Annotated in this window: 17 protein-coding genes; 6 read left to right on the top strand and 11 right to left on the bottom strand. The window is 61.2% G+C overall.

Annotation, left to right across the window (positions count from 1 at the left end; all coding sequences use genetic code 11):
- Together X756_RS147800 and X756_RS147805 are read right to left on the bottom strand one after the other, a co-directional pair.
- Positions 1-1,227, bottom strand: coding sequence for an anion transporter (locus X756_RS147800; RefSeq protein WP_023730433.1), 1,227 nt, complete (start codon positions 1,225-1,227; stop codon positions 1-3).
- A gap of 767 nt (positions 1,228-1,994) precedes the next feature.
- On the bottom strand, positions 1,995-2,231 hold the full coding sequence (locus tag X756_RS147805) for a hypothetical protein (RefSeq protein ID WP_023671471.1): 237 nt from the start codon (positions 2,229-2,231) through the stop codon (positions 1,995-1,997).
- 274 nt (positions 2,232-2,505) lie between these two features.
- Between X756_RS147805 and X756_RS01000000165700 the strand changes: the two genes are divergently transcribed.
- The 5 genes from X756_RS01000000165700 (at position 2,506) to X756_RS147820 (ending at position 5,309) form a co-directional block, all read left to right on the top strand.
- A complete protein-coding gene (locus tag X756_RS01000000165700) occupies positions 2,506-2,832 on the top strand; it encodes a hypothetical protein (RefSeq protein WP_023730432.1) in 327 nt (108 codons plus the stop codon).
- A 774-nt stretch (positions 2,833-3,606) separates the two neighbouring features.
- Positions 3,607-3,774, top strand: coding sequence for a Thivi_2564 family membrane protein (locus X756_RS1000000167715; protein WP_023730430.1), 168 nt, complete (start codon positions 3,607-3,609; stop codon positions 3,772-3,774).
- A 13-nt stretch (positions 3,775-3,787) separates the two neighbouring features.
- Positions 3,788-4,081, top strand: a complete 294-nt coding sequence (locus X756_RS147810) for a hypothetical protein (RefSeq protein WP_023730429.1) — start codon at positions 3,788-3,790, stop codon at positions 4,079-4,081.
- 161 nt (positions 4,082-4,242) lie between these two features.
- Entirely contained in the window at positions 4,243-4,713 is a 471-nt protein-coding gene (locus X756_RS147815; protein WP_023705683.1) for a GFA family protein, read from the top strand.
- Positions 4,714-5,114: 401 nt separating this feature from the next.
- Positions 5,115-5,309, top strand: a complete 195-nt coding sequence (locus tag X756_RS147820; protein WP_023689885.1) for a hypothetical protein — start codon at positions 5,115-5,117, stop codon at positions 5,307-5,309.
- An 85-nt stretch (positions 5,310-5,394) separates the two neighbouring features.
- On the opposite strand, the gene waaF is transcribed toward X756_RS147820, so the two are convergent.
- Together waaF and X756_RS147830 are read right to left on the bottom strand one after the other, a co-directional pair.
- Positions 5,395-6,417, bottom strand: coding sequence for a lipopolysaccharide heptosyltransferase II (gene waaF, locus X756_RS147825; RefSeq protein ID WP_023727870.1), 1,023 nt, complete (start codon positions 6,415-6,417; stop codon positions 5,395-5,397).
- Positions 6,414-7,355, bottom strand: coding sequence for a glycosyltransferase (locus X756_RS147830; RefSeq protein WP_023808296.1), 942 nt, complete (start codon positions 7,353-7,355; stop codon positions 6,414-6,416). The genes waaF and X756_RS147830 overlap by 4 nt, the downstream gene beginning before the upstream one ends.
- Before the next feature lie 484 nt (positions 7,356-7,839).
- Here X756_RS147830 and X756_RS1000000166750 point away from each other — a divergent pair, with 484 nt between their 5' ends.
- On the top strand, positions 7,840-8,499 hold the full coding sequence (locus tag X756_RS1000000166750; protein WP_023827220.1) for a glycosyltransferase family 25 protein: 660 nt from the start codon (positions 7,840-7,842) through the stop codon (positions 8,497-8,499).
- A 19-nt stretch (positions 8,500-8,518) separates the two neighbouring features.
- On the opposite strand, the gene msrA is transcribed toward X756_RS1000000166750, so the two are convergent.
- The 7 genes from msrA to X756_RS1000000170580 all read right to left on the bottom strand — a co-directional run bounded on the left by msrA (position 8,519) and on the right by X756_RS1000000170580 (position 12,839).
- Positions 8,519-9,037 carry a peptide-methionine (S)-S-oxide reductase MsrA gene (gene msrA / locus X756_RS147835; RefSeq protein ID WP_023671461.1) on the bottom strand — a complete coding sequence of 173 codons (519 nt, stop codon included), beginning with the start codon at positions 9,035-9,037 and terminating at the stop codon, positions 8,519-8,521.
- A gap of 68 nt (positions 9,038-9,105) precedes the next feature.
- The gene (locus tag X756_RS147840) at positions 9,106-9,429 is read right to left on the bottom strand and encodes a hypothetical protein (protein ID WP_023689880.1); all 324 of its coding nucleotides are present in this window, start codon (positions 9,427-9,429) and stop codon (positions 9,106-9,108) included.
- Between the two features lie 3 nt (positions 9,430-9,432).
- Positions 9,433-9,624: a hypothetical protein gene (locus tag X756_RS147845; RefSeq protein ID WP_023671459.1), complete on the bottom strand. Its 192-nt coding sequence runs from the start codon at positions 9,622-9,624 to the stop codon at positions 9,433-9,435.
- Positions 9,609-9,848 (bottom strand): hypothetical protein, encoded by a 240-nt coding sequence (locus X756_RS147850; RefSeq protein ID WP_023684348.1) that lies wholly within the window; start codon positions 9,846-9,848, stop codon positions 9,609-9,611. Before X756_RS147850 ends, X756_RS147845 begins: the two co-directional genes overlap by 16 nt.
- Before the next feature lie 96 nt (positions 9,849-9,944).
- On the bottom strand, positions 9,945-10,148 hold the full coding sequence (locus X756_RS147855; RefSeq protein WP_023689878.1) for a hypothetical protein: 204 nt from the start codon (positions 10,146-10,148) through the stop codon (positions 9,945-9,947).
- Positions 10,145-10,837 (bottom strand): glycosyl hydrolase 108 family protein, encoded by a 693-nt coding sequence (locus tag X756_RS147860; protein WP_023727868.1) that lies wholly within the window; start codon positions 10,835-10,837, stop codon positions 10,145-10,147. Before X756_RS147860 ends, X756_RS147855 begins: the two co-directional genes overlap by 4 nt.
- Before the next feature lie 373 nt (positions 10,838-11,210).
- The gene (locus tag X756_RS1000000170580) at positions 11,211-12,839 is read right to left on the bottom strand and encodes a terminase family protein (protein WP_050589280.1); all 1,629 of its coding nucleotides are present in this window, start codon (positions 12,837-12,839) and stop codon (positions 11,211-11,213) included.
- Positions 12,840-12,989 lie beyond the last annotated feature (150 nt).

Raw genomic sequence — 12,989 nt, 5'->3', positions numbered from 1 at the left:
CTAGAATCCAGCCGCCAGCCATGCCGTGCCGACGGCAAGGGTGAGCAGCGTCAGTGGCAGGCTGACCTTGAAGAAGGCTGAGAAGGACAGCTGCGTGCCGGCCGCCCGCGCCTGTTCGGCGACGATCAGGTTGGCGACCGAGCCAAGCAAGGTGAAGTTGCCGGCCAGCGTCGAGCTCATCGCCACCACCAGCCAGGCACGCCCGGGGTTCTCAAGGCCGGGTATGAATGGCCGCAGCGCCAGCACGGCCGGAACATTGCTCATGATGTTGGAGAGCACCGCGGTGAAGCCCGATAGACGCCAGACGTCGTCCAGCCCGAGGTTCTTGGCCGAGGCGATGATGTCGGGCGTCAGCAGCGTCTTTTCGGCGCCGGCGACAACGATGAACAGGCCGGCGAACATGAACAGCAGCGGACCGTCGATCTCGCGGTAGATGCGGGCCGGCTTGATGGCGCGGGTGAGCAACAGGATGGCGCCGCCGATGAGCGCTGCCTTGGCAACCGGAACGCCGGCGAAGAAGGCGATGGCCAGGCCGATGCAGACAACCACCGCCTTCAGCACCTGTCCCGGCAGCATGCGGCCGCGATAGACTTCCGGGTTGAGATCGGCGGTGCGGGCGAATTCGGCGCGGTAGACGATGCGCACGATGACGATGACCGCGACGAGGCCGAAGAGGGCAACCGGCGCCAGGGCGGCCGAAAAGGCCGGGTAGGAAATTCCCGACAGCGCGCCGATGACCATGTTCTGCGGGTTGCCGGTGATGGTGGCGACGCTGCCGCAGTTGGACGCGGTGGCGGTGGCGATCAGATAGGGAATGGGATTGCGATTGATGACACGGGTGACGTGGACGACGATCGGCGCCATGACCAGGCAGATGGCGTCGTTGACCAGGAACGCCGACAGCACGCCGGTCAAAAGCGTCACCATCACCAGCAGCACGAAAGGCGCGTGCGCATGCTCGATAGCGTAGGCGCCAAGCGCCCGGAAGGCGCCGGACACCTTCAGATGCGCCACCACGATCATCATCCCGAGCAGCAGCGTAATGGTGTCGAAATTGATGGCGCGATAGGCATTTTCCATACTGAGTGCGCCGATGGCGATCATCGCCGCACCCCCCAGCAAGGCGATCCCTGCCCGGTCGAGACGGAGGCCTGGAATACGCCCGATTGCGACGCCGGCATAAGTCAGGACAAGGATCAAAAGTGCCGCTGCGCCCATCAATGTCATTGGCAGACATCCTTGTCCAAACGAACCGACGCAGAAACGGACTGTTCCCGCTCAGGCATTTGCCGGGCAGCTTTAACGCCGCTCCAGCAAAGCGAAAGCCTATAACGATCCGAATGCGAAAATCGGTGGGCAAAATCGCGGGTCGACCGATGCCGGGAGCAACCGGAGCTTGACTTTGAGACGGCCGAAATTGGGAACGAGACACGCGCGGCGGACTGCCGGTGGCCTGAGATCGCCATCCGCGAAACTTCCCCCTCGGAAGGCTCGTGATCTATGTGATTAAATTCTAATTTAGGCTTTCCGGGTATGGATAGCTTAGCCGTATTTCGGCCTTGGGGTTTCAGATGGTCCAGGTTCTTGAGAGGGGATGCCGTGTCTCTGAGAACGAGGCTCTGCTGGCGCGTCCGATGGAATGTCCACAATGCCACGGAACCCGCAAGGTGTTTGTCTGTGCCCGGTGGGCGAGCTCGACCGGCCATTGCTGCCCTGGAGGAACACACCGGCTCAGTTGCCCCGGTCACAGCGTCGCGTGCATGGAGTGCGAAGAGAACCTTGAGCCTATCTGAAAGCGAGCGCGACTATTTCCTGTCGGGAAAACGCGAAAAGCCCGCTCCGGCGAACCGGAGCGGGCTTTGCAACCATACGCCAAGAGTACCCTGCCGAGACCAGTACCCTGCCGAGAGCCGACCCGCTTTGCGTTTCCGCCACTGCAATAAATTGGTAGCGGCACTTCCAGAAAAAGCGATTGTTGGCTAACCGCCGTCGGATTACTCGCCCGACTGGCCGTCGCCAGTCACACTGCTGCCCAGAATTCCAAAGTCCTGAGACTTAGTTCCTTGGCCCGCAGTCAGGAATCCATCCGCATCCAGGCCGCGCCGCAGCAGTTCCCGCACCGCCGCGGACCGGCTTGGCATGCGCTTTTCGAAGCGCCAGTTTTCCAAGGCAGCCAATTCCTCGGCTGTCAGCATGATCTGCAGTCGCTCGGGTCGTTCCAGCTCGGCCATTCGCGCCTCCAACCGTCAAGACCAAAAAATATGGTGAGTTAGTATGTGTCTCAATTGCAGTATAGCTAGGGGTCCCCGTGCAGCGCGTCAAGAGAGGCTGATGGGTGACTCACATAGAAGACCAACGATGAGGAAGACACGCCGATAGCACAACCCGCGCAGTCTGCTAACTACTTGATTTACTTAGGAATATTTTATATTCTTCTTGCCATCTGAAGGTCGTTGGCGCATCTTGACCACGACGGGACAACCGGCTCCTGAAAGGAAGGTTTCCATGCGCTACGGATATTCGGCTCGGCTACGGGAGGATCTCAATTCACGGGTCCTGGGCGCGCTGCGCTCGCGCGGAATGGTCAATATTGCGGTGGTTGCCGAGGACATACGATTGCGTAACCTGGACGAGAACGTCGCCCTTGAAGATGTCGAGCGGCTTGTGATGCAGACGGCCCAACTCTACGGCGCGGTGATGGAGTTGGACGGACTGACCTCCGTCGAGGCGGGGAGATTGACTTCGGTTGCCGACGATAAGCACGAACTGCCTGGCATCGGCAATTCCGACACCACAGGCGGCCAAACCGCTCCCCTGCTGGGATTGTCCTAAGGCGCGACCCGCTCTTTCAATCGACAAAAATCCGCGAGAGAGATTTGGACCGAGCGCAGCGGCGCCTTGAGCGTCCAGACAACGCCTTGTTCCCCAAATTCCAGTTGTCCGGTGCCGCTAAGCGCTTGTGGTGCAACCCGCTTGAGCACGACGGAGCCAAAACCGCGGCGCGTCGTCCCACTCAGGTTCGGCGGCCTCGTTGTAGAAGGTGATGCGGCCCTGTGTGTCGATGGTGTAGGCTGCAACGGGCAACGCTTCCAACAAACTGGCGGGCCCGACACCTGGGATTCCAATCCCCGCATGTTGGATGACGTATTCCCCTACCCCAAATTCCCCACCTGCTCGATTTGCCCGTTCCGCGGTAGCTGAAATGCACGTGCGAGGTTTCGGTTCCCGTCGTCCCCTTGGGACGGCAATTGTTCTCCTGCGAAAGGCGATCACCCGCCGGGCGGCGGCGGATCTCAGGGCTTGCGCAAATGTCGACAACGAAGCGCAACTCAGGCCGTTTTTGTCGGAACCCCGTCAACCCGAGGCGGTTCTCCCGTTAGCCCAGCCTGACGCCAGCAACAAGTCGCCTGGAAACCGTGTCGCCGACGGCAAACGACAACCGTGCGGCAAACAGGCCCTGATCGGCGTTCAGCTTCAAAGGCCGCGGAACGCTGTTTCGCAGCCTTTACGTTGCGCCGGCGGCTTCGCATCGACAGGAACCAATCAACGGTCAGAGCGTTTGCCGCTGCGTACTCTTTTCAGACATAGCCAATCGGAGTGAGGGGCATGGCTTCATCGGCACTTATCGGCATTCTGATCACCTTCCTGGTGATCGTGCTGGTGCTCTATCTCGTCCAGCGTCTGCCGCTCGATGGCCGCACGAGGCAGATCGCGCAGATCGTTGTCCTCATTATCGGCATCATTTCGCTGTTGAAATACCTGGCCGTATTTTAGGATAAGGATCGCCATGACATCCCAAACAATCGCATGGATCATTGGAACGGCGTTGTTTGCAGCAACAAGCACGGCCCACGCCCGACCCGACACGCGTTCGATGAGCTGCGAGGAGACGCAGCGCCTGATCCAGAGCCATCACTCGGCGGTGTTGACGACCGGCCAGAATACTTACGATCGCTATGTCCGCCAATACGGCAACGAGTGCGACTGGCCGGAGGTGCCGGTCGCTGCCTCCGTTCCGACACGTGATCGCCAGTGCCGTGTCTATTGGTGCCGGGAACCGGTGTTCGATTTCCCGAACTGACACATCCAGCAGCCTTGCGGCGGTCGTTGCCATGGCGCTCCCGGGTTCAGACGATGCTTTGCGCGAGGCGACATGGAACCCTTGCGCTGCGGGTGAATTGATTGTGCGCATGGCGCTGCAAGATGTAGTGGTGTGATGCCCAACCAGATGGAGGAGCGGTCATGCCCAATGATACAAGGCGGAGCGGCAGCTGCCTGTGCGGCGGCATCCAGTTTTCGGTGACGGGAGATCCCTTTCGGATTGGCCTTTGCCATTGCAAGGACTGCCGCAAGGCTAGCGGGTCGGCTTTTTCGGCGTTTGCAGTGTGGCCGCTCGAGGCGTTCGAAACGACGGGTATCGTCAGCAGCTACGGCGACAGAAGTTTTTGTCCCACCTGCGGCGGCCGGGTCCCTTTGGTTCGTGAGAATGAGGTGGAAGTGACGATTGGCAGCCTCGATGAGGTGCCCACCGAAGGGCTGGAGCCCAGCTATGAACTCTGGGTCAATCGCCGTGAGCACTGGTTGCAACGCTTGCCTGCCGCCCGGCAATTCGAGCACGACCGGGTCGATGACGAGCCGACAAACCGGACAGCCGAACCAATTTCTGACGGTGTCGAGACGCCGTCTAGCTTGCCGCAACGCAAGTCGGCCTAGCGCGAGCGGCGCAGACAGCCGGCAGGCAGGAAATCGTTCTCGAAACCGCCCGATGCCGAACGGAGCGTCCCCGGTCAGCTGGAATTCGTCTTGTGGTTGCAACGATGCTACGTTTGTTTGGAAACGAGAGCTTAAGACCACGCAATATCGTTACGTCAACTATGCTGCCCAAGCATCTCGTGGTGTGAACTGAAGGAATCTCCCTTTCTTGTACAAAAAGAAGCTTTGTTTATTTTCTTTCCGTCACATATTGTAGCGAATCTTGAAGCCGGATGGGGCGGCTTTCATGCAGCCAGCGCCTTCGCAGGATCGCGGTCCGCACGTGCAATATCCACTTCACGGCAATCTTCATGCAAGCATAGTCAGCGCAAAGTTCATGCGCAGACATTGGGGGGGCACCAATGGACCAGCCGAGCAAAATGGAGAACCTGCAGTTCGCGCAAGGGATGCTGCGGGAGCTTCGGCAGAAAGCCGAAGCCGACGGCCAGAAGCTTCTGACCTACCTCATCGACATGGCCTACCTTGAAGCCAGCGACCGCATCCGTGCACATTGGGTCGGCAATCACGAGCCCGAAAACCGCAGGGCCAAGGGGTAGTGTCAAGGGGTAAACCCGAAACGGGGCTATGGTTGCCCCCACGGGGCGTTTTTAACCAGACGCCTGGGGCCGGCGAGACCATTGGTCAGTTGGCGATACCGGCTGAGATGTCAGCCAGAGCCTCCCTCACCCGAGTTTCGCTGACGCCGCGCGTGTCCTTGACCCAGCTGGGCGTCGAAAGCGGCGGTTCGATAAAGCGAACATGGTTGTTTACGGGCCCATGCACATAGGGGCGATTCAGCCCGTAGATGAGCGCGCATGGGACGTTCAGGGCAGCGGCGGCGTGGGAAATCCCGCCATCAACCCCGAGGAACATGGTTGACGCAGCGATCTGGCACATCGCGTCAGCAATCGACGGGGTCGAGGTGAAGTCGATTGCCTCAGGAATGGCGGCGCGGATTTTTGCGGCACCGGCGTGCTCGCGCGGTCCGCCCACAATCCAGATTGCCCAGCCGCGATCATGATGGTCTCTGGCGATCGAAATGAAGCGCTCGACGGGCCATGAGCGGAAATTCTCAATGTCGGCAGTATAGAGCGCCAGTGCCGGTCGGTCGGCATCGATCTTCTTGTGCTGGCGCCATTCGTCCAGTTCGGCCGGATCGACCACAAGCCGGGGCGCCGGCCACTCTGCGCCCGCAGCCGGCTTTTCGCCAAGCGAGGCAATCGAGCAGACCTCCTCGAACAGCCGCGTCTTGCGGGGTCCGAAGGCCCATAGATGGGCCAACCAGCCGGCGGGGAAGCGATTGAGGAGGCCGAATTGCAACTCCTGCGGATAGCCGATGCGCTCCTCTATTCCGGCCATGAACGCCATCAGCGCCGCCTTGGTGCTGCTGGTCATCAGATAGGCCGTACGGTAATTTTCCTTGCGCAACTCGCCAACCAGGCGGCTGCGCTCGCCAAAACCGGGGCGCTGATGACGCTTGGCAAGCGCCCAGCCCTTCCTGACATGCGGCATCAGGCGCGCCAGCGGCGCTGCAACGGGCGAGGTGACGACATCTATGGGGCGATCAGGAAATCGCGCGGCAATGATCTGGATGGCGGAATGGCAACGGACGAAGTCGCCGACCGCGGGGAAGCCGACGAAGAGGATTGGATCGCCGGTCGTCAAGGAAGCGCTTCGCCGTCAAGGATGCGGGCATAGAGATCCAGATAGCCGCGCGCCGCTTTTTGGATGGGAAATCTCGTCGCGGCCGATTCGCGGCATTGCTGAGGCGTAAGGTCGGCGACGGCCTCGAAAGCGGCCGCAAATTCTTCATCGGTCTCAAAGAAGCGCCCGCTGTCGGCATCGACCGTCTCGGGCAATGCGCCTCGCGTCGTCGTCAGCACCGGAGTGCCGCACAACATGGCTTCGACCGGTGCGTTGCCGAACGGCTCCTCCCAGGCGATGGGGTTGAGGAAGGCTCGCGCTTCGCCGAGAAGGCGAAGCTTCGGCTCGCCGTCAACGATTCCGTGGAAACGGTATCGCCTGCCAAGGCTCTTGAAAAACAACCCTTCGCGGCGGGTCTGACTTCGGCCCAGCAGTTTCCAACGCGAGCCACCGGCGATATCGAGACCGAAATCGAATTTTTTGGCGAGATCGACGGCGCGGTTGAGGCCTTTGCTTGATCGTGCAATGCCGGCGAGAAATAGCAGGCGGTCGCCCTTTGCAGCCGACAAACGATAGGCGTCCACCGGAAAGCCATTGTAGACGAATGTCTCGCGCCCATGCTGGCGGGCATGATTGGCGCTGATAAAGCTCCAGTTCGCAACTGGCATGGGCTGGTCCGGCATAAAGCCGCGCTGCGTATTCAGCGTTGGAAATGGCACCTCGACGGGCCAACTATGGGTGTGGACGATTTGCGTGTCGCGCGGAATGGCTGCCCGGCATTCGGCATCGGTCGAAGCGTGCCGGACTTCGAAGAGCGGGTGGCTGGAGCCAGGGCCAGCGATCACCACGACTTCGTGTCCGAGACGAACCATCTCCGTGGCCAGCCATTCGACCTGACGCTGAATCCCACCGTAACCTCGGCAGGGTATTACGCCCTTCAAAACGAGCGTCACCCGCATTGACCTTGCCTCACAATGCTCTCAAAGACGGCCCAGTTGCGTCACGGGCTGGGCATTGTCAAGGTCGCGCCAGAAACGCAAAAAGCCGCGGCGGCCTCGATCGGGTTACGGAATCGTTAATCAGCGCTTGCTACTATACCGGATGACCAAGAATCTCGGCAATGCACCCAGGACCATCTCCAGGCAACAGCCAAAGACCTCCGCTCTTGGTGGGCTGACGCCCGCCCTGTTTCCCCTTGTGGTCGTCGCGCTCGGATACATGATCGGTCGGCAATTCTTCGGCTTCTAGGGCGACTCGTCTAGGCGCGCACGGTAAAGGCTCGCGCCACGCGGGGGACGCCGTCAATGTCCACCCAACCTCCAAAATCAACCGGCGGCACCGTACGCCGCTACCCACTGCCCCGCACGTAAGCAAATTTTGTGCAATCACGGGAACGTGATATTCACTGATCACCGGACAAAGGGGGCGCTGATGAGGTGTCTGGTGATCAATCTTGATCGTTCTCGCGATCGGCTGGCGCATGTCGCGTCCGAGTTCGGCCGGATCGGAGTACCATTTGAGCGTGTCTCCGCCATTGATTGCCCCGATTGCTGCTCTGTCGCCAAAAGCCCGCTAAGCGCTGCTGAGGTTTGCTGTTTCCTGAGCCACCGCTCGTGTTGGGAGATCGTTGCGAACGGCGCGGATCAATATGGCGCGGTTTTCGAGGACGACGTCGTTTTCGGCGCGGGCGCCGGCTCGCTGCTTGCTTCCGATCGATGGGTGCCGCGCGATGCCGATGTGATCAAGCTGGAAACGCATTTTGCCAAAGTGAGGGTCGGACGCAAGGAAGTCATGCCGGCGCTTTGCGCACAGCACCATTTTGTTTCGGGACGAGAGCGCTTTCCAAGCCTCGTGCGACGGCCCGGGAGGCGGCCAAAACCGTTTCTCGATCGAATTGTCGGAGAAGCGGTGCGAACCTTCGCCTATCTTCGAAACCAGAGCCTGACCGGAACAAAGAAGATCGAGGCCGTCGCGTTCTCAGGCTCTGAGGTCGACGGCAAACCCGTCCACGGCGCGTTCATCTATGGGCAGCCCGAGCACGGCCACCTCAACAAGGCGGCCGGCATACCGATCGCGCGGAAGAATAGTTCGACCGCCAGATAAGCAGACGATAGCGGCTGCGTTACGAAACAGCCTTTTCGCGGACCGGAAGCTTCCAGCCCGGCCTGACAAAGTGGCAGGTATAGCCGTTGGGGTATTTCTCGAGATAGTCCTGATGCTCTGGCTCCGCCTCCCAGAAATCGCCCACCGGCGCAAGCTCGGTGACGACCTTGCCCGGCCACAGTCCAGAGGCATCGACATCGGCGATGGTGTCTTCGGCGACGCGCTTCTGCTCGTCGCTGGTGTAGAAGATCGCCGAGCGATAGCTCATTCCGACATCGTTGCCCTGGCGGTTCCTGGTGGTCGGATCGTGGATCTGGAAAAAGGATTCGAGCAATGTGCGAAAGCTGATCCTGGCCGGATCGAAAACGATCTCGATGGCTTCGGCATGGCTGCCGTGGTTGCGATACGTGGCGTTGGGCACATCGCCACCGCTATAGCCGACGCGGGTAGAGATCACGCCGGGATAGCGCCGGATCAAATCCTGCATGCCCCAGAAACAGCCGCCGGCAAGGACTGCACGTTCGGTGGACGTCGCCATATCATACCTCCATTGGATTGCTCCTTAGGTAGGCATTGTCGCTGGCTTCTTCCAGCATCTCAAGTGCATCACTCGTTGCCGGCCGAGCCGAACCGCCGCACGATGACCTCGAAGACGATGTCGGAAATCCACATGGCCGAGACGCCGATCAAAAAGGCGGCGGCGAGCGTCGTGGTGTCGTCGGCCGGATCGGGGATAGGCATGCCGGTTGCCCTGAACCAGGCGACGGCAGGCAGCGTCAGATACGCAGCCGCCAGCGCCCCGCAGATCGGCGAGGCAATCATCTCGCGCAGCTTGTAGCGATGGCGCGACAGTGCTCGCAGCACGCCGCCGGCTAGCCCGGCGGCGACGACCGGCCCCTTGATGCCGAGCATGTCGAAGAGGTCGTGCATCGGCTAAGGCCTCCATCCGCAGAGCTTTTGTCCCTTGCGGTTGTGCGCCAGGAGCGCTCTCGCCTCGGCGTCCGACAGGACGTCGACGGCTTCGGCCGACAGGCGCAGCGGGCTCGAAATCGCGCAGAAGCCGCCCGAAGCAGTCGTGCACCCGGCAAGCGCCACAAGCAGCGCAAGCATCAGTCCCTTGCCCATGATTTCAGCTCCTTTCGAACAGCGTCCGCCGGCAATGCGCCGACGTCGTTCTGCACCTGCTCAGCGACCGCGCGCGCCGCGGCCTCAGCGGCCGCCAGTTTGCCGCGCTCGGCCCTGGCGCCGGCCAGCCGCTGGTGAGCGCCCCAGCAAAGGGCGGCGATGACCGATGCCAGGAAGCCCAGCAGCGCTTTGTTGCCAAGCAGGACGGCGAGGAGCGCGCTCACAGCAGCCACCCGGCGACAAGCCCGGCGGCAAAGCCGATAGCATAGGGTTTCGCGGCTTCGAGATAGGCGATGAGCAGTTGTTGAAACCCTTCCATGTCAGTGCTCCCAGCCGGATTTGCGGGCCAGCCAGTGCCAGGTCTCGGTGACCGAGGCGATGGCGAGACCGGCGGCGATCTCCAGACCAGCTTGAATGTCGGGGTCGGAAGAAAATGCCGCCGCGTCGTCGGCGCCGAGCAGGCCACGCGCGACCAGAACACCGGCGCCGTAACGCAAGCCGATGCGGATGAAGACGGCGATCATGTCGAACTCCTTGCGAAAATCGATTTCAGGATTTGAAGCAGCGCACGCCAGAACGGCAGGCGTTCGACGGGGCTGACGGGCCCGCCGGTAGACACCGGCGGCATCGCACTGCCGGGCTTCGGCGAGAGCGCTGATGGCTGGGGCGGGGTGCCCGGCAAAGGTGCCGGAGCGGGCTGTAGTGCCGACATCAACAGCGCCTGGGAACGGACCGACCGGATGCGATCGCTCCAACCCTTGCCGAAAACCGGCCAGGTCGGCAGCCGCCGCAGGAATGCCAGGCGGGCATCGCAAAGATCGTCGATGACTGCGCCCGGTGGCCTGGCGCCGACAGCTTTGAGCGTGGCCGGGCCGATCCTGCCGTCCTGTGCGGTGCCAACTGCCGCCTGCAGATATTTAGCCGCCCTGCCCGGCCCACTGTTCACGGCGAAGTCGAAGACGGCATAGTCGACACCGCCGGGAAGCTCGGCGCCCGCAGCGGCATTCCAATAGAAGCGGCGATAGACCGTCGCCACCTGAGCATCCGTGATATGGCGAAGGTCGACCTTCGTCGCATCCGCCTTCACGTAGCGGCGGAAATTGGCCAGCGTCACGCCCTTCATGGTTGCGCCGCCGGGATCGGCCGGATTGTCGGACCAGCCGCCTTCCGATTTGAGGACGAGCGCAAGCGCCCGCGCGAAGTTGCGGTCCATTGGGGTTTTCCTTTCTGCCCGCGAAAGGCAGGTTGTCGATTTGCGAAGCTGCTTGCGGTTAGGCGTCGATCATCGAGACAACGTCGCTGGAGACCTTGGCGGGGCGGTATTTGGTGGCGTCGGCCGGAAAGGAGATCGGAACGGCGAATCGAGCGACGGCACCATTGCCGTCGTCGCCGCTGCGATGGTGATCGAAGATGCACCTCCGTATGCAGTGTTAGGAAGAATTCCGGCAAAGGTGATCAAGAAGCGCTTCGACGACGAAAATAGCCGAGGCTTATTGAGATTCGGTGGTGGATTGGGCAGACGCCATATCTCGGAAAGAGAGAGCGGCCTTTTGATCTTTCTTTTGAAGAATTCACTCGAATTTATGCTAGGCCCATGCCCTAATGACAAGCCGCCAGCTTGCATTGGTAATATTTAGAAATCCACCAGTGTCTTTGCGTGTAATCTGAACGGCACTAGAAGCCTGCGACCCAAATCTAACGACCATATTTGTAGCATCGGGAACGACACTTAGGCCTCGATTGGTGCTTGCTTCGTGCGATCCAATCGAGACAGGTTCTTCGTCTCCAATAGAATAGCCACCCTCAGCAGTGGTGCACTGTAAGAATGCAAGGTAATTTTTCGGCTTCACCCCCAGCCCATGAGCCAACGTCAGCGACCCGCCGGATGTGATCGTCTGTTGCGGGCTTTCATAAAACTTCTGAAGCAACGCCGTGGACGACTGGACATAGCGTGCATCCTGTTCGGCCTGCGACCATTGCAGCTTGATCCATCCTCCCCAGGCACCGCCAGCCTGCCTGCGCCGCCATAGCTTTTGGTCTGCCGCCGTAGTGTCGTTGACGAAATCATGCACCGTCTGCGTCCGGTAGCCAGTGCTTCCGTGCGCTTCCACAAACCCCAGGAACCAATTTACGCCGTCTGGCGCATTAGCCGCCGCCGAGGCCATATACCAGCCGTTGTCCAGGGCGTTGTTCCAATCGGTGATCGTCTGTGCGACGACACCAAGGTTGGGTCGGCTATCAAGTTTCAGATCAAACCCAGCCTTGACGAACCCCGTTGTAGCCAATTGCGTGGTATTCGTTCCAGGCGCTGCGGTCGGCCCCGTTGGCGTCCCGGTAAATGTCGGGCTGGCCTTCGGCGCCAGGCTGGACACCGCGATCCCACTATCCTTCCCCACCTTGCCCGTGGTGCCCGCGAAAGTGACAATATTGTCGGTTGCCGAAGACGCAGGCCCCAAAAAATCTCCTACTCCCGTCCCGTCGGCGCCTCTGTCGCCGGCACGGTCGAACATCAGCCAGATGCCGTTGGCCACCGTCGGCAAAGTGCCGGCGCCGCTGACATAGGCGAGCGTCAGTTTGCGGTAGCGCGTCGCGGCCATCAAATCGTCGCGCCGTTTCACCACCTTGCCGTCCTTGCGATGGTAAAGCCGAAATTCCTCGAACCAGGGCAGCAGCGACGAGAACACCTTGAAGCGGCCGGACTGCATGCGGTCGAGCATCTCCATCAGCCCGGCCTCGACCGAGACCGAGCCGTCGGCGAAGCGGGCGTGGCCCGACAGCATGTTCAGCCCATGCGCGGAATATTGTCTGGCAAGTGCGGTGCCCGCCCCTTCCAGCGTCTCGCGGCGGCCGTCGCGCGGCCAGGCCCAGGGCAGCCACTCGCCCCACGGCTTCAGGGCCAGTACCTGCATGGCCGGCGTCTGCTGCGAGGCCCGCGCCGCCTTGGAGATATAGACGACATCGGCCTCCGTATCCCAGGCCAGCTCGACCGCGGCCGACGGATGGTCCCAGCCGAAATCGAGGGCGCCGATCCGCGGCCAGTAGCGCGGCAGCCGGAACGGCACGCAGGCAATCAGCTCCTCGGCAATCGGAAAGATGCGGCCGGAGCCCAGCACCGGAATGCCCTTGGCCCTCGCTTCGCGCTCATGTTCGGGATAGGCGGCGATGATCGCGGCACGCTCGGCCAGTGAATAGTGTTCGGCATCGTCGATGGTCATGAAGGTGACGTGACGGGACAAATGGCTCACCTCCGGAATCGATTCAGGATATGGTCGTATGATCTTGTGCGCACACTATGTTTCGGGCCAAGCGCGACGGCTCTTCCTTCTCCCCCTGTGGGAGAAGGTGGCCTCGCGAAGCGAGGTCGG

This window comes from Mesorhizobium sp. LNJC405B00, assembly GCF_000502615.1.
GTDB lineage: Bacteria > Pseudomonadota > Alphaproteobacteria > Rhizobiales > Rhizobiaceae > Mesorhizobium.
The sequence above is the reverse complement of the archived record's forward strand: the minus strand, read 5'-3'. Positions and strand labels throughout refer to the sequence as shown.

Bases quoted from the DNA above. Each gene is read 5' to 3' on its own strand.
- X756_RS147810 (WP_023730429.1), top strand. From the start codon at position 3,788: ATGACATCCCAAACAATCGCATGGATCATTGGAACGGCGTTGTTTGCA.
- X756_RS147845 (WP_023671459.1), bottom strand. From the start codon at position 9,624: ATGGGCAAGGGACTGATGCTTGCGCTGCTTGTGGCGCTTGCCGGGTGC.
- X756_RS147805 (WP_023671471.1), bottom strand. From the start codon at position 2,231: ATGGCCGAGCTGGAACGACCCGAGCGACTGCAGATCATGCTGACAGCC.
- msrA (WP_023671461.1), bottom strand. From the start codon at position 9,037: ATGGCGACGTCCACCGAACGTGCAGTCCTTGCCGGCGGCTGTTTCTGG.
- X756_RS147820 (WP_023689885.1), top strand. From the start codon at position 5,115: ATGGACCAGCCGAGCAAAATGGAGAACCTGCAGTTCGCGCAAGGGATG.
- X756_RS147815 (WP_023705683.1), top strand. From the start codon at position 4,243: ATGCCCAATGATACAAGGCGGAGCGGCAGCTGCCTGTGCGGCGGCATC.
- X756_RS147830 (WP_023808296.1), bottom strand. From the start codon at position 7,355: ATGCGGGTGACGCTCGTTTTGAAGGGCGTAATACCCTGCCGAGGTTAC.
- X756_RS147860 (WP_023727868.1), bottom strand. From the start codon at position 10,837: ATGGACCGCAACTTCGCGCGGGCGCTTGCGCTCGTCCTCAAATCGGAA.
- X756_RS147855 (WP_023689878.1), bottom strand. From the start codon at position 10,148: ATGATCGCCGTCTTCATCCGCATCGGCTTGCGTTACGGCGCCGGTGTT.
- X756_RS1000000170580 (WP_050589280.1), bottom strand. From the start codon at position 12,839: ATGACCATCGACGATGCCGAACACTATTCACTGGCCGAGCGTGCCGCG.
- X756_RS147840 (WP_023689880.1), bottom strand. From the start codon at position 9,429: ATGCACGACCTCTTCGACATGCTCGGCATCAAGGGGCCGGTCGTCGCC.
- X756_RS147800 (WP_023730433.1), bottom strand. From the start codon at position 1,227: ATGACATTGATGGGCGCAGCGGCACTTTTGATCCTTGTCCTGACTTAT.
- X756_RS1000000167715 (WP_023730430.1), top strand. From the start codon at position 3,607: ATGGCTTCATCGGCACTTATCGGCATTCTGATCACCTTCCTGGTGATC.
- X756_RS01000000165700 (WP_023730432.1), top strand. From the start codon at position 2,506: ATGCGCTACGGATATTCGGCTCGGCTACGGGAGGATCTCAATTCACGG.